At 40.3% G+C, this 22,879-nt stretch carries 23 protein-coding genes and 4 tRNA genes; 12 read left to right on the forward strand and 15 right to left on the reverse strand.

The window, feature by feature from the left end; translation table 11 throughout:
- Positions 1-46 precede the first annotated feature (46 nt).
- From ICJ55_RS10290 to ICJ55_RS10345, 12 genes are all read right to left on the reverse strand, one after another.
- Positions 47-121: transfer RNA gene (locus ICJ55_RS10290), tRNA-Gln, on the reverse strand.
- 54 nt (positions 122-175) lie between these two features.
- Positions 176-250, reverse strand: a tRNA-Gln gene (locus ICJ55_RS10295).
- A gap of 25 nt (positions 251-275) precedes the next feature.
- Positions 276-360 (reverse strand) — tRNA-Leu (locus ICJ55_RS10300).
- A 2-nt stretch (positions 361-362) separates the two neighbouring features.
- Positions 363-439 (reverse strand) — tRNA-Met (locus tag ICJ55_RS10305).
- 166 nt (positions 440-605) lie between these two features.
- Entirely contained in the window at positions 606-1,430 is an 825-nt protein-coding gene (gene aroE, locus ICJ55_RS10310; protein ID WP_188156718.1) for a shikimate dehydrogenase, read from the reverse strand.
- Between the two features lie 3 nt (positions 1,431-1,433).
- Entirely contained in the window at positions 1,434-1,988 is a 555-nt protein-coding gene (gene tsaC / locus ICJ55_RS10315) for an L-threonylcarbamoyladenylate synthase type 1 TsaC (RefSeq protein ID WP_188156719.1), read from the reverse strand.
- Positions 1,981-2,514 carry a DNA topoisomerase family protein gene (locus ICJ55_RS10320; protein WP_188156720.1) on the reverse strand — a complete coding sequence of 178 codons (534 nt, stop codon included), beginning with the start codon at positions 2,512-2,514 and terminating at the stop codon, positions 1,981-1,983. The genes tsaC and ICJ55_RS10320 overlap by 8 nt, the downstream gene beginning before the upstream one ends.
- Before the next feature lie 9 nt (positions 2,515-2,523).
- Positions 2,524-2,835 (reverse strand): N(4)-acetylcytidine aminohydrolase, encoded by a 312-nt coding sequence (yqfB, locus tag ICJ55_RS10325; protein ID WP_188156721.1) that lies wholly within the window; start codon positions 2,833-2,835, stop codon positions 2,524-2,526.
- Positions 2,828-3,307: a recombination regulator RecX gene (gene recX, locus ICJ55_RS10330; RefSeq protein ID WP_188156722.1), complete on the reverse strand. Its 480-nt coding sequence runs from the start codon at positions 3,305-3,307 to the stop codon at positions 2,828-2,830. The genes yqfB and recX overlap by 8 nt, the downstream gene beginning before the upstream one ends.
- A gap of 56 nt (positions 3,308-3,363) precedes the next feature.
- Entirely contained in the window at positions 3,364-4,470 is a 1,107-nt protein-coding gene (recA, locus tag ICJ55_RS10335; protein WP_188156723.1) for a recombinase RecA, read from the reverse strand.
- A gap of 90 nt (positions 4,471-4,560) precedes the next feature.
- Positions 4,561-5,181, reverse strand: coding sequence for an aminotransferase class IV family protein (locus tag ICJ55_RS10340; RefSeq protein ID WP_188156724.1), 621 nt, complete (start codon positions 5,179-5,181; stop codon positions 4,561-4,563).
- The gene (locus tag ICJ55_RS10345; protein ID WP_188156725.1) at positions 5,159-6,133 is read right to left on the reverse strand and encodes an aminodeoxychorismate synthase component I; all 975 of its coding nucleotides are present in this window, start codon (positions 6,131-6,133) and stop codon (positions 5,159-5,161) included. The genes ICJ55_RS10340 and ICJ55_RS10345 overlap by 23 nt, the downstream gene beginning before the upstream one ends.
- A gap of 98 nt (positions 6,134-6,231) precedes the next feature.
- Here ICJ55_RS10345 and ICJ55_RS10350 point away from each other — a divergent pair, with 98 nt between their 5' ends.
- The 11 genes from ICJ55_RS10350 to lolE all read left to right on the forward strand — a co-directional run bounded on the left by ICJ55_RS10350 (position 6,232) and on the right by lolE (position 17,446).
- On the forward strand, positions 6,232-7,851 hold the full coding sequence (locus ICJ55_RS10350; protein ID WP_188156726.1) for a DNA recombination protein RmuC: 1,620 nt from the start codon (positions 6,232-6,234) through the stop codon (positions 7,849-7,851).
- 13 nt (positions 7,852-7,864) lie between these two features.
- A complete protein-coding gene (locus ICJ55_RS10355) occupies positions 7,865-8,449 on the forward strand; it encodes an anthranilate synthase component II (RefSeq protein WP_188156727.1) in 585 nt (194 codons plus the stop codon).
- A gap of 63 nt (positions 8,450-8,512) precedes the next feature.
- Positions 8,513-9,595 carry a peptide chain release factor 1 gene (gene prfA / locus ICJ55_RS10360; RefSeq protein WP_188156728.1) on the forward strand — a complete coding sequence of 361 codons (1,083 nt, stop codon included), beginning with the start codon at positions 8,513-8,515 and terminating at the stop codon, positions 9,593-9,595.
- Between the two features lie 72 nt (positions 9,596-9,667).
- A complete protein-coding gene (locus ICJ55_RS10365; protein ID WP_188156729.1) occupies positions 9,668-10,201 on the forward strand; it encodes a hypothetical protein in 534 nt (177 codons plus the stop codon).
- A gap of 48 nt (positions 10,202-10,249) precedes the next feature.
- Positions 10,250-11,497, forward strand: a complete 1,248-nt coding sequence (prmC, locus tag ICJ55_RS10370) for a peptide chain release factor N(5)-glutamine methyltransferase (RefSeq protein ID WP_188156730.1) — start codon at positions 10,250-10,252, stop codon at positions 11,495-11,497.
- 9 nt (positions 11,498-11,506) lie between these two features.
- Positions 11,507-12,373: a SirB1 family protein gene (locus ICJ55_RS10375; RefSeq protein ID WP_188156731.1), complete on the forward strand. Its 867-nt coding sequence runs from the start codon at positions 11,507-11,509 to the stop codon at positions 12,371-12,373.
- A gap of 30 nt (positions 12,374-12,403) precedes the next feature.
- Entirely contained in the window at positions 12,404-13,258 is an 855-nt protein-coding gene (gene kdsA, locus ICJ55_RS10380) for a 3-deoxy-8-phosphooctulonate synthase (RefSeq protein WP_188156732.1), read from the forward strand.
- Between the two features lie 60 nt (positions 13,259-13,318).
- Positions 13,319-14,275, forward strand: a complete 957-nt coding sequence (locus ICJ55_RS10385; protein ID WP_188156733.1) for a 2-hydroxyacid dehydrogenase — start codon at positions 13,319-13,321, stop codon at positions 14,273-14,275.
- A 38-nt stretch (positions 14,276-14,313) separates the two neighbouring features.
- On the forward strand, positions 14,314-15,486 hold the full coding sequence (locus ICJ55_RS10390) for a lipoprotein-releasing ABC transporter permease subunit (protein WP_188156734.1): 1,173 nt from the start codon (positions 14,314-14,316) through the stop codon (positions 15,484-15,486).
- Between the two features lie 14 nt (positions 15,487-15,500).
- The gene (lolD, locus tag ICJ55_RS10395) at positions 15,501-16,184 is read left to right on the forward strand and encodes a lipoprotein-releasing ABC transporter ATP-binding protein LolD (protein WP_188156735.1); all 684 of its coding nucleotides are present in this window, start codon (positions 15,501-15,503) and stop codon (positions 16,182-16,184) included.
- A complete protein-coding gene (lolE, locus tag ICJ55_RS10400; protein ID WP_188156736.1) occupies positions 16,181-17,446 on the forward strand; it encodes a lipoprotein-releasing ABC transporter permease subunit LolE in 1,266 nt (421 codons plus the stop codon). Before lolD ends, lolE begins: the two co-directional genes overlap by 4 nt.
- 47 nt (positions 17,447-17,493) lie before the next feature.
- Here lolE and ICJ55_RS10405 read toward each other — a convergent pair whose 3' ends face one another.
- From ICJ55_RS10405 to ICJ55_RS10415, 3 genes are all read right to left on the reverse strand, one after another.
- The gene (locus tag ICJ55_RS10405; protein ID WP_188156737.1) at positions 17,494-19,263 is read right to left on the reverse strand and encodes an SLC13 family permease; all 1,770 of its coding nucleotides are present in this window, start codon (positions 19,261-19,263) and stop codon (positions 17,494-17,496) included.
- 139 nt (positions 19,264-19,402) lie between these two features.
- Positions 19,403-20,482, reverse strand: coding sequence for a 23S rRNA pseudouridine(2605) synthase RluB (rluB, locus tag ICJ55_RS10410; RefSeq protein ID WP_188156738.1), 1,080 nt, complete (start codon positions 20,480-20,482; stop codon positions 19,403-19,405).
- A 71-nt stretch (positions 20,483-20,553) separates the two neighbouring features.
- Positions 20,554-21,171, reverse strand: coding sequence for an L-threonylcarbamoyladenylate synthase (locus ICJ55_RS10415; protein ID WP_188156739.1), 618 nt, complete (start codon positions 21,169-21,171; stop codon positions 20,554-20,556).
- A 144-nt stretch (positions 21,172-21,315) separates the two neighbouring features.
- Between ICJ55_RS10415 and trpE the strand changes: the two genes are divergently transcribed.
- The gene (trpE, locus tag ICJ55_RS10420) at positions 21,316-22,878 is read left to right on the forward strand and encodes an anthranilate synthase component I (RefSeq protein WP_188156740.1); all 1,563 of its coding nucleotides are present in this window, start codon (positions 21,316-21,318) and stop codon (positions 22,876-22,878) included.
- The last annotated feature ends 1 nt before the right edge of the window (position 22,879 follow it).

The following is a 22,879-nucleotide window of genomic DNA, read 5'->3' on the forward strand; positions in this document are numbered from 1 at the left end:
AAAAATTTTATAAATTGAAGAAACGCTATAAAAGACAGAAATTAGATGGCTGGGGTACTAGGATTCGAACCTAGGGATGCCGAGATCAAAACCCGGTGCCTTACCGCTTGGCGATACCCCAAAAGAAAAAAACTAACTTACGTTAGCTTATGAGATTTGATAATTTGAAATTAGATGGCTGGGGTACTAGGATTCGAACCTAGGGATGCCGAGATCAAAACCCGGTGCCTTACCGCTTGGCGATACCCCAACACTAATTTTTGTTAATCGATAAATGGTGCGGGACGAGGGACTTGAACCCACACACCTCGCGGCGCCAGAACCTAAATCTGGTGCGTCTACCAATTTCGCCAGTCCCGCAATGGTGGCTACAGCGAGATTCGAACTTGCGACCCCAACATTATGAGTGTTGTGCTCTAACCAGCTGAGCTATGTAGCCATTTGCGTTCACCATATCGGTTAACGGAGTGCATTATGCTGATTTTAAGGCTCTCCGTCAAATACTTTTTTTGAAATTTTTGATTTTTTAGTTTGCTTGTATAGATATTCGTCGTTTTGGCGGAAATCTACCGTTTTTTGTTTATAAAATAATAGCTTATCTTTTGCTATTGAGTAGATTGCATCTCTTGCTTTAATTGTTTTAGTACAGCTTCAATATCAGGAAATTTATCTTCCCACAACGCAAAAGCAAAAGCAGCTTGCCCAACCAACATTCCTAAACCATCTTGATATTCTATAGAACCACAATCTCTCGCATAATTGAGAAATGGCGTTTGCATATTAACGGCATATTGCATATCGTAAATTTTGGCTGAAGCCATTAATGATATTGGTAGTTCAACATATTTTCCCTGCAAGCCCAGAGAAGTTGCATTAATGATTAAATCAAACTGTCGTCCGGCAAGCTCCTCTAAACAAGCGGTCTGGATTTTGCCAAATTTTGCAAATTTTTCTGCTAAAATGACCGCTTTATCTATAGTACGGTTATAAATGGTGATCTCTAGCCCAGACTGAAGTAACGGTAGCAATACACCTTTGGTTGCACCTCCTGCCCCTAGAATTAAGGTCTTTTGCCCTGCTTTTAGCCAACCAAGACGCTCTAAATCAGCTACTAAACCCTTACCATCTGTATTATCAGCATATAAACGCCCATCATCTAATCGTTTTAAAGTATTACAAGCCTCTGCTAATAAACAACTTTCGCTATATTCATCAGCGACAGCAAATGCTCGCTCTTTAAATGGAGCAGTGATATTACACCCTTTCGCCCCTGAATTGAAAAACTCTGCTAATTGTTGCTCAAAGGCAGTCTCATCACCTAATTTCGCAACATATTCAATTTCTCGTTGGGTTTGCAAACTGAAAAGTTGATGAATGCGAGGTGATTTACTTTGAACAATAGGGTTACCCCAAACAGCGTATTGGTTCATTATCTATCCTTGTCTAAAAATCTGTTGGCTGAAAATATCTCGAATTTCAGAAGGGTTTTCTCTGCCTAACGTCTCTGCATTTAATACAGGAAAATCGTCCCCAAATTGAGACCACACTTCTAGTGCATTTCGGCAAGGTGGCTCACCTGTTAAATTAGCACTGGTTGAAGTTAGAGCAAAGCCCGTTGCCTCACAGAGTGCTATTACCGCAGGTACTTTACATAAACGCACGGCAATAGAATCAAATTTGCCTGTGAGGTAACTCGACACACTATTTTTTACAGGTACGATCCAAGTAATAGCTTGCTCACCAATTTGGTTTAGCTGGTGCCAAGCCTGCTCTGTCATTCTGTTGTCATCAATATAAGGAAGAAGATATTTTAAATCGGAAGCCAGTAAAATTAAGCCTTTTTCTTCAGGGCGTTGCTTTAATGCGAGTAATTTCCTCACTGCTTTTTCACTTTGCGGATTGCAACCTAAGCCAAAAACCGCTTCGGTTGGATAAGCCACAACTTCTTCTTGCTTTAATTGATTAACTATTTCTAAAAAATTATTCATTCGCTTGTACTTTAGTTTGGTGCTGGCAGCTTTTGTTAGCACAGATACTGTATTGTCTACCCTTCACTTTTTTGATGGTAGCAAGTTCGCAACCACATCTTTCACACTGTTGCTTAATCGGTCGAGTTGCTAAGGTAAATTTACAATCAGGGAAGCCTGTACAGCCATAAAATGTTTTTCCCGACCGTCCTTTCCTAGCAACCAGTTTATGTTGCTTGCATTCAGGGCAATCAAATTCTTCTACCTCAGCCTCTTCGTGAACAATAAAATGACATTCAGGATAGTTACTACAACCAATAAAAATACCATAGCTACCTTGCTTTAATTGGAGATGATGTCCGCACTCAGGGCAACATTCTTCCAACGCTTTAATAATATGATTTTCTTGGTGTGATGGCTTAATGTAATCACATACTGGATAAGCCGAACATCCCAAAAACAAGCCTTTCTTCCCTTGTTTAAGTTGTAAGGGAGAATGACATTTGGGGCATAATTCAACTTGTTTAGTGGATTTAAAAAGTGCCATAGTGCTAAATTAAATCAGTTTAAAATGAATCACAAAAAAGGAATCATCATTTGGATAGATCTCTCGAATAACTTTTTTCAATTCTGCTAAGCTCATATTCTCTTGTTGAGCGTGTTGTTCATTGAGCTCATCATATTGAATAGGTGTGACCGAAAGTACCTTAATGTTAGCAAAAAATCGATCTGTTTCGTTGGTAAAAACAGCTAATTCTTGGTTAGGGAGAAAGTAAGATTCTGATTTATCCCGAATGGTAATGGTTTTTTTACCACTTACAATATCCGCTTCAAATCGGCTAAAAAAGGTTATTTTTTCTCTATTCATATTCATCACTGTTATAATCTATATCCATCAAATGACTAAAATGATCATTGTAAAAACCACGACTAACCATAAACCGCCACATTTTTTGCTTAGCTTTTAGATCCCATACAAGCGGTCGTTTTTTCTCAAAAATTTGCTCTGCTAATTCAAACCAATCTACCTCTGCATTTTCGAGTTCTTGGTTAATTAGCCAATCTTTAATTCCTTTGAGTTTTAATTCTTGCTTTAGTCGACGAGGACCTATGCCTTGCATTGAACGGTAGCGAATAAAAGTTATACAAAAATGTTCATCACTTTGCCAATTATTGGCTTGTGCTTTTTCTATTGCTTCATCAATTTCACCAAAATCATATTCTTTTTGCTTTAGTTTTTGACGAAGCTCTTGCTCACTGTAATCACGCTTTGAGAGTAAATATAGCAGATAATTAACTGCTGTGTATTTATTTGTTTGGGTTGTAGAAATGGTTGTCATAATTGCAATAAAAATGCGATTTTCACATTGAGCGAAAATCGCATAAATTGAGTGAATTATAGCTCTTCTTCGTTAAATTCTTCACTACCGTCATCTGAATTTTCAGAATCAGGCGTAGAAGCAAAACTTGGATTTGCAATAAGTAAGTTTCTAATATCTTGCTCAATTTTATCTGCTACTTCAGGGTGTTCTTTTAACCATTTAATTGCATTGTTTTTACCCTGACCGATTTTCTCCCCTTCGTAAGAGAACCAAGCTCCTGCCTTATTAATGAAACCGTGAGACTCTGCAAGAATTAGCAATTCATTCATACGAGCAATTCCTTCGCCATACATAATATCGAATTGAACTTCACGGAATGGCGGAGCAACTTTGTTTTTTACCACTTTTACTTTCGTTTCGCTACCGATAACTTCATCGCCATCTTTTACTACCCCTGAACGGCGGATATCTAAACGCACAGAGGCGTAGAATTTTAACGCATTACCACCTGTTGTAGTTTCCGGGTTACCAAACATTACACCAATCTTCATACGGATTTGGTTAATGAAAATAACCAAGCAGTTGGTTGCTTTGATGTTAGCGGTTAATTTACGTAATGCTTGCGACATTAAACGTGCTTGTAAACCCATATGGGAATCGCCCATATCACCTTCAATTTCAGCTTTTGGTGTAAGTGCGGCTACAGAGTCTACAATAATTACATCCACCGCACCGGAACGTACCAATGCATCACAAATTTCTAATGCTTGCTCGCCATTATCCGGTTGTGAAATTAATAATTCGTCTGTATCTACCCCTAATTTACGGGCATAAACAGGGTCAAGTGCGTGTTCTGCATCAATAAAAGCACAGGTTTTGCCTGTTTTTTGTGCCTGAGCTACAACAGATAAGGTCAAAGTTGTTTTACCTGAAGATTCCGGACCATAAATTTCAACAATACGCCCCATTGGTAAACCACCAATACCTAATGCAGAATCTAGCCCTAAAGATCCCGTTGAAACAGCTTCAATATCTAATGCTTGTGTATCGCCTAACTTCATAATTGAGCCTTTACCGAACTGTTTCTCAATTTGAGCCAATGCCGCAGCAAGTGCTTTCTCTTTTTGTTCCGGATCGACTTGTTTTACCGGGCTATTCTTTTGACTTTTCTTCTCTGCCATATTTTAATCCTGTCAATTTTGATAAACGCTTATTGCGTAAAATAACTGTATATTATTATAGTATATACTTATCCAGTTGCAAGTGTTTTTTTAAACTTTTCGATCCAGATCACAAAAATAAGTTTGTGAGCAAGGTAACGCCCGACATTCATTAAATGGATTGAGAGCATTAATCAGCATAATTTTTTCATATTGTCCTAAATCAGCTTGAGTGATTTTAGTTAAATACACTTTCCCCTCTTCCAGCAATCGGGTTAATTGTGTACCTTTGAGCAAATAATCTTGTGGGCTGTACCAAACGCCATCTTTTAAAAACAGCAAATTACCAATGGAGCAATCACTCACATTGCCATTATTGATAATCACCACTTCTTCATTTTGTAAAATATTGAGTAAATCAAACCGCTTGCGATCACTAAATTTTAAATGATAATCCCAATTTTCTACTTCTACACAACGAAAACGCTCAACTTGTTTTGGCGAGTAAGGGAAAAATGTTATCTCAAATGCTGACGCATTATAATCAATTCGGCAGCGTACTTTGCCTTGTTGATAAGCCTCTGGCACAACTAAAATCTGTGCCAGTGTAAAAGTTGGCTCACAGCTAAAATATTCCCACACTGCTTGTTCAAAACGTTGCTGATGATAGGGTAAATTTTGAATGTTTCCATCAATAATCGAAAGGGTTTCAAACAGAGGAAATTGGCACATAGACTTTCTCTAAAATTTCGTTATATTCCTGTTCCAACACACTTTGCGAGGTAATACCACCGCCGCTGCGGAACAATAATCCGTCTGCGGCTTGCTCGATGTAACGAATGGTCACTGCACTCTCTAAACTTTCGCCATCAAAATAGCCAAAAATGCCTGTGTAATAACCACGTTTGCCTCGTTCTGCCTGTTGAATGATGGAAACGGTTTTCTCTTTTGGAGCTCCACTAATAGAACCCGCAGGTAATAAAGCGGCTAAAATAGATCCGATATTTTCCTGCCAATTTTCTGCCAGTTCACCGCAAATCTCGGAACTTGTCTGCAAAATTGTCCCACGATGAGTTTGCACTTTCTCAATATAGCGATATTTTGTAACTTCAATATTTTTTGCAACTAAAGCAAGATCATTTCGGATCAAATCCACAATAGTATTATGTTCGGTAGACTCTTTTTCTGAAGTCATCAATCTCTGTTCAGCATTTTCTTCATTCGCATTAATAGTGCCTTTCATCGGATAAGAAAAAATTTTGTTATTTTCAATCCGCACAAAGCACTCCGGCGAAAAGCAGACGAACTGCCTGTCAAAATAGCACTTATATTTAGCTTGGCTTGCCGCAAAAATGTCCGCCAAACTGTAGTTAGTTTGAATGGAAGTTGGGTAGGTTAAATTCAGCAAATAACTGTTGCCCGCCTGAATCTCTTTTTTCACTAATTCAAAGCCGGCTTGGTAATCGGCAAAATCCATTGGTATGGCTGAAAACTCAAAAGGTTTATCATTTTTTTTAAACGGTTTTTCTACATTCGATTTGCAAAAAAAGTCAAAAAAAAGACCGCTTGTTGCTGCGTTTTCTAACGGAAAAATACGCGGTTTTTGCTGTTCAAAATCAATTAAAAAGAAAAACGGTCGCTTTTGCTTGCCATAATCATTGGCTGTTTGAATAAAATGTTGCATAACTTACGCTAAATGCTGAAATTGGCTGAATCTTTAAAAGCTCTGTTATAATGCAAAGCAAGAATTTTTAAAAGTATTTTTTGAAAAAGGTTTTACCGATGAACGCATCTTTCAATATTGATGAAATTTGGCTCTATGTTGCCCTTGCTGTTTGCGTGCTGATTGGCATTTATCTGTTTTTTTTGCAATCACGTTACCAGCGAGATGCCTTTGAGTTAAGCCAAGATCTCAACAAAATCACCGAAGATTTTAACCAAATCAGCCAAAAATATGAACATTTAAGCCAAGAGAAAAATCAGCTTGAACAATGGGCGGTGCAGCAGCAAACCAAATATGAATCGGTGTGTGAACGCCTAACCGAGCGAGATAGCCAACTTCAGCGTTTTCAACAAAAAATTGAGCTTGCCGAGCAGCAGGAAAATCAGCTGGAACGTTATATTAACGAGCTGAAAGAACGCATTGGCTCCGCTCAAGCAAAAGCCGAAAGTTTGGAAGAACAGTTACAGTTCAGCCAAAGTTCGCTTTCTCACAAAGAGAGTGAAAACCAATCTTTATTTAGCCGATTAAACGAGGTGCAAAACGAACTGACCGAATTACGCACCACACTAAACGAAAAACAGGCTAATTTTGAGCAGCAACAACGCAATTTTGTTGAAGTAAAACAACAGCTTAATATGGAATTCCAACATTTGGCACAACAGATTTTGGAAGAGAAAAGTAAGCGATTTAGCGAAACCAACCAAAGCTCGCTTGAGGCACTGCTCAAGCCGTTCAAGGAACAGATCGAAGGCTTTCAAAAGCGAGTGAATGAAGTGCATAGTGAATCACTCAAAGGCTCGGCGAATTTAGAGGCAGAAATTAAGCGTGTGCTACAAATTGGTGTTTCGATGTCGGAAGAGGCACAAAACCTTGCCACCGCCTTAAAAGGCAATAATAAAATTGCCGGCAACTGGGGCGAAGTACAACTAGAAAGTGCATTACAATCGGCAGGTTTGTTAGCAGGCGAGCATTACCAAGCCCAAGAGAGTTTTCGAGATGAAGAAGGACGGCGTTTTGCTCCCGATTTTGTGGTGCATCTACCTGACCAAAAACATCTGATTATTGATAGTAAAGTGTCGTTAGTCGCCTACGATCAAGCGGTCAGATCTGAAGAAAATTTTGCAATTGCTCAAGCCTTAGATGAACATTGCCGCTCGCTTAGAAGCCATATTGAGGGGCTTTCCAAGAAAAATTACAGTGCCTTATTAGGGGTGAAAAGCCCTGATTTTGTATTGATGTTTGTGCCAATTGAGCCAGCTTATATCGAGGCGATGAAGCACGATCCGCAACTGTTTAATTTTGGCTATGAACGCAACGTAATTTTGGTTTCTTACACCACGCTAATGCCCATTTTACGCACAGTAGCGAACTTATGGCGAATTGAACGAGGCAACACCGAGGCTCGAGAAATCAGCGAAAAAGCAGGTGAAATTTATAACCAAGTGTGTGTCGTGGCTGACCGTTTAGCCAAATTAGGTAATACGCTGAATACCGCAAATAATCAATATAATCAAACAGTTACCTCGCTCGTTGGGCGACAAGGCTTAATCGGCAAAGTGGAACGTTTTCAACATCTTTCCAGCAAAGCAAGCCAAATTATGCCGCAAGTGGAATTGTTGGAAAACGAGGCAGACACAATAAAATTGGAAATGGTGTCTAGGGAATTATTGGAAGAATAGTCACAACAATAAAATGAACAAAAACCTATTAATCATCGACAATCACGACTCTTTTACTTTCAACTTGGTGGATTTATTACGCAAAATCCATATTCCAACCAAAGTAGTATTAGTGGAAGAACTCAACCTAGACGAAGTGGAGCAATTTAGCCATATTCTGATTTCGCCCGGTCCTGATGTACCGAGGGCTTACCCACAAACATTTAAAATGTTAGAACGCTATCACCAAAGTAAATCGATTTTGGGCGTGTGCTTGGGGCATCAAACGATTTGCGAATTTTTTGGCGGTACTTTGTATAATCTGCAAAATGTGCGACACGGGCAGCAACGCACGTTAAGCCAAATTCAGCCGAACCCGATTTTTAACGGCTTGCCGAATACCTTTCAAGTGGGCTTGTACCACTCTTGGGGCATTTTGCAAAATTCTTTGGAAAATACACCGCTTGTTGCCACCGCAGTGTGCGACCAAAACGTGCTGATGGCATTTAAACACCAAAATTTACCGATTTACGGCGTGCAATTTCACCCCGAATCCTTTATTACCGAATATGGTAAGCAAATGTTGGAAAATTGGCTTGCAATTGAACAAGATTTTTAGCGGAAAATCCGCTATAATCTACGGTTATTTGCATTATTTAAAACGAAGAGAAAACCCTAAAAAATGAAAGATTCGATTATCAATAAATTAGAAAGTTTAAGCGAACGCCACGAAGAGTTACAAGCGCTCTTAGGCGATGCCTCAGTGATTGCAGATCAAGATAAATTCCGTGCTTATTCCAAAGAATATTCGCAATTAGAAGAAGTGGTTGGCACTTTCAACCGCTGGAAAAAGCTCAATAACGATATCGAAGAGGCTCAATTACTGCTTGACGACCCTGATATGAAAGATATGGCAGCGGAAGAAATTGCTGAAAATAAAGCTGAAATCGAAAATCTTGAGCAACATTTACAAATTTTATTACTGCCGAAAGATCCGAACGATGAATACAACGCCTTCCTTGAAATTCGTGCCGGTACAGGCGGCGATGAAGCTGGGATTTTCGCTGGTGATTTATACCGTATGTACAGCCGTTATTGCGAAAGTAAACGCTGGCGAATTGAAGAGATGTCGGCAAACGAAAGCGAACAGGGCGGATATAAAGAAATCATCGTTAAAATCAGCGGCGAGGGCGTTTACGGACAACTGAAATTTGAATCAGGCGGTCACCGTGTACAACGTGTACCGAAAACCGAATCACAAGGGCGTATTCACACCTCAGCTTGTACCGTTGCAGTAATGCCGGAATTGCCGGAAAGTGAAATGCCGGAAATTAATCCGTCAGATTTACGTATCGACACCTACCGTTCATCAGGTGCAGGTGGTCAGCACGTTAATACCACGGATTCTGCGGTGCGAATTACCCACATTCCAACCGGCATTGTAGTTGAGTGCCAAGATGAGCGTTCACAGCATAAAAACAAAGCTAAAGCAATGGCAGTGCTTGCCTCTCGCATCGTGCAAGTAGAACAAGAACGCCAAGCGGCAGAACAGGCAGATACACGCCGTAACTTACTCGGCTCGGGTGACCGTTCGGATAAAATCCGTACTTACAACTACCCACAAGGGCGTGTAACCGACCACCGTATCAACCTAACCGTTTACCGTTTAGATGAAGTAATGAACGGCAAAATTGATGAATTAATCCAGCCGATTATTACTGAATACCAAGCGGATCAGTTGGCTGCGTTATCGGATCAAAATTAAGTTACAAGCGGTCAGATTTTACATACTTTTTGTAAAATTTGACCGCTTGTAGGCATAAAGAGGAATTTCAATATGAAAAAAATATTATTAATCACAGTAACTGCTTTACTCACTGCTTGTAACAGCTTTATCAATTCAGGCTCAACAGTAAAAAATGAAGTGATTAAGCCAACTAGCGAGCATTTCATCGGTGAGTGGGAATGTGCAATGAACGGTGTTGCTGCAACCACTAATAAAGTAAAATTAAGCAAAGATGGCAAAGCGAATTATCTTGGAAATATAACACTTCCTGCTGAAAATCCAATCTTTAACTATGCCCTTGAGCGTTCAGGTAGCTGGAAATTTTCAGATAACGCATTAACTTATAGCTTTACGCAAAGTAAAGTTTCTCGAGCTCACACTGATGAAATTCAAGCCAATCTGCAAGCAAACCAAGAGCTACAAAATTTAGAACAACAATATTTTGATGCTCTAAACCAACAAACCAAAAAAGCAGGCAAAACAAACGTAAACCTTACTGTGAGTAACTTTACCACCAAAGCATTTAGCATTGAGCAGAAAGTTGCTGAAGCGGTACGTTCAGGGAATTGTGTAAGGGTTTTATAATTTACTATTCTAAATTAAGAATAGATCGTTTTTTTAGAATATATCAATATGGATCCCAATTTCTCTTATCAGTGGCAATTTGGCATAAAGCCCAACACCTTAGCCAATCTCGTGGTTGCCGGTAGAAAGACAGCAACTTGCTCTGGTTACTGCTTTTATGCGTTAGAAAATCAACCGCTTCCACAAAAAGGCGAAAAACATATCGTATTAGATAGCCAAAATCAAGCTGTCGTGTGTATTCAGCTGGAGGAAGTCTTCATAGAACGCTTTAATGAAGTCACAGAAGAGTTTGCTCTTGCTGAAGGAGAAGGCGACTATCAATCTTGGAAAATTGCCCACCGCACTTTTTTTAAAGGGGAACTTGGTAGGGAGATTGATGAACACTTTGAAGTGGTTTGCGAACGGTTTTATGCGGTAAATATTTTCCCCAAAACTTATGCGGAATGGCTCACTTTTGCTGAACAAACATTGCTCGAAAATGCTGAAAACAACCCTTTTTTAGATGCCAAATTCGATGCGAATTTGCTCCTACAAGCAGTTACTAAGCGGACAAAACCGGCAATTTTTGCTTTTAGTGAAACTCTCTTAACTCAGAATGAGCTAAAACAACTTGCCGAAAAATTAGCAAGACGTGCAAACGGCGAGCCAATGGCATATATTTTGGGAGAACGAGAGTTTTGGTCGTTGCCGTTGAAGGTTTCGACCGCAACGCTTATCCCTCGCCCAGATACCGAGCGTTTGGTTGAGCTCGCATTGGAATATGCCTACAAGAGGTTAGAAAATCAGAAAAATTTGCAAATTTTGGATTTAGGCACAGGCACAGGGGCGATTGCGTTAGCTCTTGCCAGTGAATTAGGCGATAAAGCTCAAATTATCGGGGTGGATTTTCAACATAATGCGGTGCAACTCGCAGAAGAAAATCGCCAAAACCTTGGGTTTAGCAACGTGAAATTTCTACAGAGCGATTGGTTCGGCTCGCTTGAAAATCAACATTTTGACTTGATTGTCTCTAACCCGCCCTATATTGACGAAAACGATGAAAATTTAACAGTTGGCGATGTACGTTTTGAACCTTTAACCGCATTAGTTGCCGATAACAATGGGTTGAGCGATTTGCAAAAAATTATTGAAAATGCACCGCTTTACTTAAAACCACAAGGGGCATTAATGCTTGAACACGGCTGGCAGCAGGGTGAGCAGGTCAGAAATTTATTTGATTTGAATTTGTGGGAAAACATCACAACCGCTCAAGATTACGGTGGTAATGATAGAGTGACCCAAGCAATCCTAAAATAAAGGCAGGAAATGGACGATATTATTGAAGAATTATTGAAAGAGTTGGCAGAGCCGAAAATTAAGATAAGTGATGCGGAGTTGAAAAAATTTCTGTATCGTGAAATTTTACGGCTCACTACGCTAATTGACGATACTGTAAATGAGCAACAAGTATTTGGGCAAATGTCTGCATTAACCAAAAAAGCTCGTTATAACGTTAATGGCGAAGGCGATGAAGAACGAATTAATCAACTGCTCAATTTAGTTTATCAAGAGTGGGGCTTTCATTGCTATTATGAGGATTATTTCCACACGGAAAATTTATTGCTCAATCAAGTTATCAAAAAACGCCGTGGAATGCCGGTTTCATTAGGAGCGATAGTGCTTTATTTAGCCTCTGTACTGGATTTACCACTTTACCCTGTAAACTTTCCAACGCAGTTGGTGTTAAGAGCAGAAATGAAACAGCCAAACGGAGCAACCAAAGTCCGCTTTATTAACCCCTGGAATGGCGAATTTATCAGCATTGAAATGCTCAACAAGTGGCTTGAAGGCGAAATGGGCTTTGGTGTGGAGGTTACACCTGATCTACTAAGACGAGCCGAACCACAAGAACTCCTTGAGCGGATTGAAACAGTGTTTAAAATGGCTCTTACCCGTGAAGGGAAATATGAGGAAACCTTGCGTTTGATTGAATACCGCTTAACAATGAGCCCTGAAGATCCGTATGAAATTCGGGATCGTGGAATGGTTTTGGCAAGTATGGATTGCTATCAAGCAGCGTTGGAAGATATTAATTATTTCATCGACCAATGCCCTGAAGATCCTTCCGCTGAAATTTTAAAAATGGAAGTCAAAGGCTTAGAGCAAAAAAGCCAAGAAAGTTTGGTGCATTAATTATTTAGAACTTATAAATAAGGATTTCTTATGACAGATAAAATCGTAAAAGTTGGTAACATTGAAGTATCGAACAATAAGCCATTTACCCTATTTGGTGGTATGAACGTGCTGGAAAGCCGTGATATGGCAATGAGAGTGTGTGAGCAATATGTTGAGGTAACAAAAAAACTCAACGTACCCTATGTATTCAAAGCCTCGTTTGATAAAGCGAACCGTTCTTCGATCCACTCTTACCGTGGACCGGGTATGGAAGAGGGATTAAAAATTTTCCAAGAACTGAAACAGACTTTTGGGGTAAATATCATCACCGATGTTCACGAAATTTATCAGTGCAAGCCAGTGGCGGAAGTAGTAGATGTGATCCAGCTCCCTGCGTTTTTGGCTCGTCAAACCGATTTAGTGGAAGCAATGGCTCGTACCGGTGCGGTAATTAACGTGAAAAAACCGCAATTTCTAAGCCCGGGACAAATGGGGAATATTGTAGAAAAAATTGCTGAATGTGGTAATGAAAACGTCATTCTTTGCGATCGTGGTACGAACTTTGGCTATGACAATCTAGTTGTGGATATGCTTGGTTTCGGTATTATGAAAAAAGTATCAAAAGGTTGCCCTGTAATTTTTGATGTAACTCACTCACTACAATGCCGTGATCCGTTCGGTGCAGCTTCAGGTGGTCGCCGCTCACAGGTAACCGAGCTTGCTCGTTCGGGTATGGCAGTTGGTTTAGCGGGATTATTCTTAGAGGCTCATCCCGATCCAAACTCCGCAAAATGTGATGGTCCATCTGCGTTACCGCTTTCGAAATTAGAAGCCTTTGTGTCGCAAATGAAAGCGATTGATGATTTAGTGAAATCATTTGCGGAAATTGATACATCAAATTAATCCCTTTCACGAATAACGTTCTTTATACAGGGGCAGAATATTGCCCCTATAGGAGCTAATATGACTACACCTCTTAATATCGTTTTTCTTGACCGTACAGGTATTCCTGCCACTCACGAAATCCCTCGTCCTAGCTTTGCTCACACTTGGACAGAATATGATTCCACCACAGCCGAGCAAACCTTTGAGCGTGTGAAAGATGCCGATATTATTGTTACCAGCAAAGTGTTGCTACAGCGTGATCTGCTGGCTAAATTGCCAAAGCTGAAATTAATTGCGATCACAGCGACAGGCACGAACAATGTGGACTTAGAAGCTGCAAAAGAGTTTGGCATTGCAGTTAAAAATGTAACCGGTTATTCAAGCGTTACTGTTCCTGAACACGTGATTGGTATGATCTATTCGCTTAAACATCGCTTAACCGATTATTACCGTGATTTGATTACTTCAGACCGCTGGGCAACTTGTGGGCAGTTCTGCTATGTTGATTATCCAATTCAGGATATTCAAGGCTCAACCTTAGGGATTTTCGGCAAAGGGAATATCGGTGCGGAAGTGGCTCGTCTGGCACAAGCGGTCGGAATGAAGGTTATTTTTGCAGAACATCAAGGAGCAACGGAAATTCGTGAAGGTTATACTGCTTTTGAAGAAGTATTTAAACAAGCGGATATTATTTCCTTACATTGCCCTTTAACCGATAAAACGAAAAACCTGATTAACGCTGAAACCTTAGGGTTAATGAAGCCAACGGCTTATATTATCAACACAGGACGAGGTCCGTTAATTGATGAACAGGCACTTTTGAACGCTCTTGAGCAAGGTAAAATTGCAGGTGCAGCACTTGATGTATTGGTAAAAGAGCCGCCAGAGAAAGATAATCCGCTAATACTTGCAGCAAGACGTTTACCGAATTTACTGATTACGCCACACGTTGCGTGGGCGAGTAATTCTGCGGTTACAACGCTAGTAAACAAAGTTACACAAAATATGGAAGAATTTGTGGCAACAGGTAAGTAAAAACAACCGCTTGTATCTATTATTTTTAGAAGAAACAGATGAATTTAACCCCTTTTTTTATTGCTTTTCGTTATTTTAGATCGAAAAGTGCAGACCGTTTTGGGCGGCTTGTAACCAACCTTGCCAGTCTTGGTATTGTGCTAGGTGTGATGACGTTGGTCATTGTGCTATCGATTATGAACGGGTTGGAAAATATGCAGAAAAATAATCTGCTTTCTACCTTACCACACGCCATTATTACGCCACAGGAAGGACATTTTTCCAAACAAGAAAAACTCGCTTTACCTGCATTTGCCACGCAAAGTGTGATGATTAACCGTGCGAACGTGGTCATTCAAAGCTCGGAAGGCATTAATGCCGGGCAGCTGATTGGTGTTGAAAATGCTACAGACGATCCTCTATTAGTTGATCAAAATGTGCCTCAATTATTGCCAACAGGTGAATTTAAGGTGCTGGTTGGCTCTCGTTTGGCTAATAAACTTAATTTAAACGTGGGTGATAAATTGCGGTTGATGATTACCGAAAACAGCCAATATACCCCAATGGGGCGAGTGCCTGTGCAGCGATTATTTGAAATTTCAGGCATTTATCACTCTAACCGTGAGGCGAGTGAATTTACCCTATTTGCTAATTTAGCTGATGTCGGCAGATTACTGAGAATTACCGAAGATCAAGTACAAGGCGTACGTTTGTATCTGCAAGATCCTTTCCAAGTTACTGAACTTAGCAACTATTTCGATGCAGAACGTTACAAAATCAGCGATTGGCGTGAGCAAAAAGGCGAATTTTTCCAAGCAGTCAAAATGGAAAAAAATATGATGGGCTTGTTGATTAGCTTGATTATTGTGGTTGCTATTTCAAACATTGTTACCTCATTGAGCCTAATGGTGGTAGATAAACAGGGCGAGATTGCAATTTTGCAAACACAAGGTTTAACTAAAAAACAAGTAATGCAGATTTTTGTATTTCAAGGAGCGATTGTGGGCGTGATTGGTTCAATCATCGGTGGTTTGCTTGGAATGTTAATAGTATCTAATTTGGATCAAATTATTCTCTTACTCAACCCGGCAATTCATTTACCAACCTTGATCTCAGGTACACAAATTGCGGTGATTGTTGGGGTTTCCATTTTACTTTCACTACTTTGTACCATTTACCCTGCATATAGAGCCTCAAAAATTGAGCCGGCTCAGGCATTACGATACGAATAACTGATGGAAATAAAATGACAGAATTACTTCGCTGTGAAAATATCAGCAAATTTTATGATGAAGGTGAACAAAAAGTTCAAGTGCTAAAAGATGTTTCGTTTTCGATGAATGAAGGTGAGTTAGTGGCGATTGTCGGTAGCTCCGGTTCAGGTAAAAGTACCTTATTGCATACGCTTGGTGGGCTAGATCAACCCAGTTCAGGCGAAGTGTGGGTGCGTGGACAGTCATTACAACATTTAAGTTCTGATAAATTAGCCTTATTGCGTAACCAAAACTTAGGCTTTGTTTATCAATTTCATCACTTAATGGCGGATTTTTCCGCTCTTGAAAACGTGATGATGCCAATGCTAATCGGTAAACAAAACAAAACTGAGGCAGCCAACCGTGCCGAAAAAATGTTACAAGCGGTCGGATTAGCTCATCGAATTACACATCGTCCATCTGCGTTATCAGGTGGCGAACGCCAACGTGTGGCAATTGCTCGTGCGTTAGTAAACAACCCTGCTTTAGTGCTTGCCGATGAGCCAACCGGGAATTTAGATCAAAAAACCACCGAAAGCATTTTTGAACTCATTCAACAGCTTAACCAAGAGCAAAATATTGCGTTTTTATTAGTTACACACGATTTGAACCTAGCAAATAAACTTTCACGTCGCCTTGTAATGCGAGATGGTATGTTAGGCGAGGGGAGCTTATGAGTACGCCCTTTTTCATTAGCTGGCGTTACCAACGGGGCAAGCAGAAAAACCGACTGGTTTCACTGATTTCGCTCTTTTCCAGTATTGGGATTGCACTTGGCGTTGCAGTGTTGATTATCGGGTTAAGTGCAATGAACGGATTTGAACGAGAACTAAATAGCCGTGTACTTTCAGTTGTGCCGCACGCAGAACTTGTGTCGTTTCAAGGTAATCAAGCCCAACCCATTGTTGATAGCCAAAAACTAGAAGCATTGGTAAAAAAATCGGAAAATATCACCGCTAGTTCCCCTTTTGTCAGCTTTACCGCCTTAATTGAAAACGGTTCACAGCTTAAAATTGCACAGGTGCGAGGGGTTGATCCGCACAAGCAAGATCAGGTAAGCAAACTCAGTCAATTCATTCCGGCGGAACAGTGGCAGGCTTTTACTGCTCAGTTTAAAGCCGATGAAGACGGCTTAATTTTAGGTGCGGGCATTGCGAAAGCCCTCGAAGTTGAGGCAGGCGATGAGGTAACGTTACTGCTCCCTCAACCAACAGAAGACGGCAAGTTAACCCAACCTCTGCGTTTTAATATGCCTGTTACGGGGGTGTTACGTTTAGATGGGCAGTTAGATCACAGTTATGCGTTAATTCCTTTAAACAAAGCCCAAGAGCTAATGGAATATCCGCCTAATCAAGTTTCAGGTGTTGAAATGAGTTTAAGCAATCCATTTGCGGTTCAAAGCCTTGCTATGCCGCAGCTTAATGGTTATCCGCAGCCACTTTATTTGAATACCTGGATCGAGAAATTCGGCTATATGTATAACGATATTCAACTAGTTCGTACCGTGATGTATATCGCAATGGTACTCGTCATTGGGGTTGCCTGTTTTAACATTATCTCTACGCTGATTATGGCGGTAAAAGATAAGCAAGGTGATATTGCTATTATGCGAACACTAGGGGCAAATAATGGCTTTATCCGCCGAATTTTCTTATGGTATGGCTTACTTTCAGGTATGAAAGGAGCATTGTTTGGGATTATCTTAGGCGTCATTTTATCGCTAAATTTGACCGCTATCATTAAAGCAATTGAAGGTTTCTTCGACATAAAATTGCTTTCAGACGGTGTTTATTTTGTTGATTTCTTACCAAGTGAATTACATTGGCAAGATGTGGGCTATGTACTTATTGCAACTATTATATTAAGTTTATTTGCAAGTCTTTACCCTGCTAATCGAGCAACAAAACTAGAGCCTGCGAAAGTATTAAGTGGGCATTAAAAAGAAAACAAAAAAGTGGCTAAATAATTAGCCACTTTTTTCGTTTCCTATGGATTAAACGGGAAAAATACAGGGATAAAAATAACGCCTAAAATCCAGAATATGATATTGAGCGGTAAGCCAATCTTGATGAAATCGCCAAATTTATAACCACCTGCACCATAAACCATCGTATTAGTTTGATAGCCGACCGGTGTCATAAAGCTGGTTGCGGCTGCAAACATTACTGCAATAATAAACGGCGAGGCATCAACCCCTAATGCCTGAGCTGTTGAAATTGCAATTGGGGTGAGTAATACGGCTGTCCCTGCATTACTCATAAATTCTGTCAATGTAGAAGTAAGTAGGTAAAGTACTGCAAGCACGACTAACGGACCAAAATGCCCAACTTTGCCGAGCGTATTATCTACAATAAACTGAGCTGCCCCACTGTTTGCCATTGCTTCACCAAGCGGAAGTAAACCGGCAATCACTAAAATAATTTTCCAGTCAATTGATTGGTAAGCCTCATCTGCGGTTAAGCAACCTGCCAAACACATTGCAACTGCACCAACTAGAGAACTTATCGCAATAGGTACAATGCCGATTGCTGCTGTACCAACCACACCAACCATTACCCATAAAGCAAATTTAGCACGCCAAGACTCTTCTGTTTTTACTAAATCAGAAGATAAGACGATAAAATCTTTATCTTTGCGTAAATCGTCCATATCTTCTTTTGGTAGCGTTAATAATAGAATATCACCCATTTTAAAGCTGATTCCACGCAAACGCTCCCTAATAACTCGACTACGACGTTGCAATCCTAATACCGTAGCATCTTTATTCCAACGTTGTTGCAAAATCGGAATAGTGCCACCCACCCAACGTGAAGTTGGAGCGATCATCACTTCTGCTACCATTAAATCATCAAAATCGTCTTCATCAAGATCACGGCGACCATAAACAACGTGATGTAAGCCATATTTTTCACGTGCACCTGACAAATCTGCCGATTCGCCACGTAGTAATATAATGTCGTGTTTCTGTAATACTTGATGGCTTGGGGTCGATAAACGCTCTCCATTACGCAATAAACCTACAGCAAACAAACTAAATTCTTCAATTAAACCGGATTCGGCTAAACTCTTACCAATTAAAACAGAATTTTTATTTACTTTTAATTCAGAGACATATTTACCAAATCCCACGCCTTCTTCAAGTTGCAAGCGTGATTCAGGTAATAAGAAACGACTGGTCAATAATAGATAAACCGTACCGACTAAAAAGAAAATAATCCCTAAAGGAGCAAATTCAAACATTCCGAAGCCTGAATGTCCTTGATTTTGTGCGATGGAGTTTACTAATAAGTTAGTTGATGTACCAATCAGAGTACAAACCCCTGCCATTTGGGAAGCAAAGGATAAAGGAATTAAGGATTTAGAGGGGGCGAGATTAATATTTTGTGATGCCGCAATTACAATTGGAATTAATACCGCAACGACTGCTGTATTATTCACAAAAGGCGAAATTGCTGCATTCACGCCACATAATACTAAAATAAATAACCAAGGCGTTTTAACCTTTGCCAGCAAGCCACCGATACTATCTAACGCTCCGCTATTCTGTAAACCCGCCGCTAACACAAACATTGCGGTAACAGTAACCGTTGCAGAATTTGAAAATCCACTTAATGCCGATTTAGTATCAATTTGCCCTAATAACACTAATGATGATAAAACTAAAACAGCAACCGCATCCATACGAATTTTTTCGGTTGCAAATAAAAACACCGCAATAAAAGTTACTGCCAGTGTTGCCACAATATCCCAAGACATCCTTTTACTCCAATTTTAACTATAAATAGGCGTTGCAATAATAAATCAAGCTATTGTGTTTGTCTCTAAATTTTATTAACTTAAAAATAACAAAAAGAGCTGATTATAAGAATATAATCAGCTCTCTATCTCTCATTAATTAACCACGATATTTCTGGTGTTGCTTAACTGCCTTACGAATTTGACGAATATTGGTTCGACGACGATTTGCAGTTACGTCCACTTTGGTTTCTGTTTCTGCCGGCAAGCCAACCAGTTCACGCAAGTAATTGACCTGCTCAAGCCCCATCTCTTCCCAGCCGCCACGCGGTAAGCCTTTATCTAATTTAATGTTACCGTAACGAATACGGATTAAACGGCTCACTTCCACCCCTTGCGATTCCCACAGGCGGCGAACTTCACGGTTACGCCCTTCGGTTAAAGTTACATCAAACCATTGGTTTAAGCCCGTTCCGCCAACTACTTTGATTTGCTTGAAGTTAGCCGGACCATCTTCTAACTGCACGCCTTTGCGTAAACGTTGTAACATTGCATCGTCAATATTGCCGAACACACGCACTGAATATTCACGCTCCACTTCACGGCTTGGGTGCATTAAACGGTTAGCAAGCTCGCCATCTGTAGTAAAGAGTAATAAACCTGACGTGTTGATATCCAAACGCCCTACCGCAATCCAACGTGCTCCGTTTAAACGTGGTAAACGATCAAATACGGTTGCTCTCCCTTCAGGGTCAGAACGGGTACATAATTCGCCTTCCGGTTTATAATACATTAGTACACGGCAGATCTCTTTCTGCGTAGAAATTAAGTTGATCAAATGTCCGTCAATACGGATTTTGGTAGAAGAACTCACTTGCACACGATCGCCTAAGGTAGCAATTTTGCCGTCTACACTCACACGCCCGCTAGCAATAATCTCTTCCAACTCTCGGCGAGACCCCTGCCCTGCTCGAGCTAAGATTTTTTGTAGCTTTTCGCCAACGATTTTAGCTTTTTTCTCTTGAGATAACGCCTCACTAGCGGTCGTTTTTTCCACTTTTTTTGCAACTCTCGCCGTGAATGGCTTAGAAGTTGGACGTTGTGGTTTTTCTGAGGTTTTACCGAATTTGCGTTCAGATTTCTCATTTAATTTCGGCTCGCCTTTTTTGAAAGATGGACGATTATCCGCAGTTCTCTCTGAGCGAAAAGTGTGGCTTGGTTTCTTTTGAAAAGTTGTCATAAAGTTCCTTTTGTCGCTTTCACAAGCGTCTGAATTTTAGTAGATCTCCCTTTATGGGAGATAGGGTAATTTTAATTAAACGGCGTTAGATCACCCGAACCTTCTCGGATAACGACCGGAGCATCTTCGGTTAAATCAATCACGGTTGTCGGTTGTTGCCCTAAATAACCACCGTGAATGATTAGATCGACCCTATGCTCTAATTGCATACGAATTTCATCAGGGTCAGATTCCGTCATTTCCGTATCAGGCAACATCAACGAGCAAGAAAGAATTGGCTCTCCGAGTGCCGCAATTAATGCCAACGCAATTGTATTATTCGGCACACGAATTCCTACCGTTTTACGCTTTGTCATCAATCTGCGAGGCAACTCTTTGGTTGCCGGCAGAATAAAAGTATAAGGGTTTGGTGTATTGTTTTTAATTAAGCGATAGGCTTGATTATTCACTAACGCATAGATAGAAAGTTCAGATAGATCACTACAAACTAAGGTGAAATTATGATTTTCCGGCAATTTACGAATTGCGACAATTCTATCCATTGCGTGCTTATCGCCCATCGCACAACCTAAGGCGTAACCTGAATCGGTTGGATAAACAATCACGCCACCATTTTTAATAATTTCTACCGCTTGATTAATTAACCGTTGCTGTGGATTATCGGGGTGGATATAGAAAAATTGGGTCATCGCTTTCAAGCCTTTAGCTTTATAAAAATTGAGCTAATTATACACCAATATGCCCGAAGCTCTATAAATATCTACAATAATTGCTTGACTTATACCTTTTGTACTAGTTTAATAGTGCAAAATAAATTTCTATAGGAATGTGCAATGTCTTACTTAACCATTACTCAAACAGAGCTTCCTTACTTTTCAGATACAACCCATATTTACTATGCGTTATGTGGCGAACGCCTACATACTTTATTATTAGATTCAGCCGAAATTCAGAGCAAAAACAGTTTAAAGAGTTTGTTATTTGCAAAATCTGCTGTGCATATTTTTTGTGAAGAACAACAAGTTACATTTCACGCCTTAACCCAAAACGGCAAGGCAGTATTGCCATTGATTGAAAAAGCGTTAAACCAACTTTCACCAGCCCCAATTTGCAAAATGTTGGCAGAAAATGACCGCTTGCAAGCAACATTTCCAACCATCAGTAACCATTTAGATGAAGACAGTAAACTCAAAACCACTACCGTGTTTGATGGTTTACGTAGCGTAAGCCAATTATTTTCGAGTTCAACATCGCCTGTCTATTTAGGTGGTTTATTTAGCTACGATTTGGTGGCGAATTTTATTCCAATGGAAAATATCAGTCTGCAAGATGATGGTTTAAGTTGCCCTGATTACAGTTTCTATTTGGCAGAACAGCTCGTTACTATCGATCATCAAACAGAAAAAGCCGTGCTAAATACGTTTTGTTTTGAGCCAAGCGAGCAAGCTAACCTTCAACAACAAGCGGTCGAATTTTCCCAAAAACTTGCAAATCTCTCTGAAATCGAGCTTTCACTAGAAATTAAAGCAGCAACAGACGAAGCAACTGCCAATATCGAAGATGAAGAATTTAAAGCGATTATCCGCAAGCTGAAGCACCATATTAATATCGGTGATGTGTTCCAAATTGTGCCATCTCGTCGTTTCAGCTTGCCTTGTCCGAATACATTGGCAAGTTATCGTCAACTGAAAATTAACAACCCTAGCCCGTATATGTTCTTTATGCAGGCAGAAAATTTCACTCTGTTTGGGGCTTCGCCTGAAAGTGCATTGAAATATTCAGAGCATAACCGCCAATTAGAGATTTATCCGATTGCCGGCTCACGCCCTCGTGGTTTTGATGCAAAAGGCAATATCGACCCGGAATTGGATTCTCGCTTAGAATTAGAACTTCGCTTGGATCAAAAAGAGCTTGCCGAGCATTTAATGTTGGTCGATCTTGCTCGAAATGATGTAGCTCGTGTGAGTGAATCAGGTACTCGCCGAGTGGTCGATTTAATGCAAATTGACCGCTATTCGCAAATTATGCACCTTGTTTCACGTGTGATTGGCACACTTCGATTTGATTTAGATGCCCTGCACGCTTATCAAGCCTGTATGAATATGGGCACACTCACCGGTGCACCCAAAATTAAAGCGATGCAGTTAATTTACCAAGTTGAACAGCAAAAACGCCACAGCTACGGTGGGGCGGTAGGTTATTTAACTTCAGACGGCAATTTAGACACCTGTATTGTGATCCGCTCGGCATTCGTACAAAACGGTATTGCTTATGTGCAAGCAGGCTGTGGCGAAGTTTTAGATTCCGATCCGCAAACAGAAGCCGATGAAACCCGCCACAAAGCACGAGCGGTGTTAAAAGCGATTGCACAAGTTAATGCACAGGCAAATGGTTAAG

The organism is Mannheimia bovis (genome assembly GCF_014541205.1).
Classification (GTDB): Bacteria; Pseudomonadota; Gammaproteobacteria; order Enterobacterales; family Pasteurellaceae; genus Mannheimia; species Mannheimia bovis.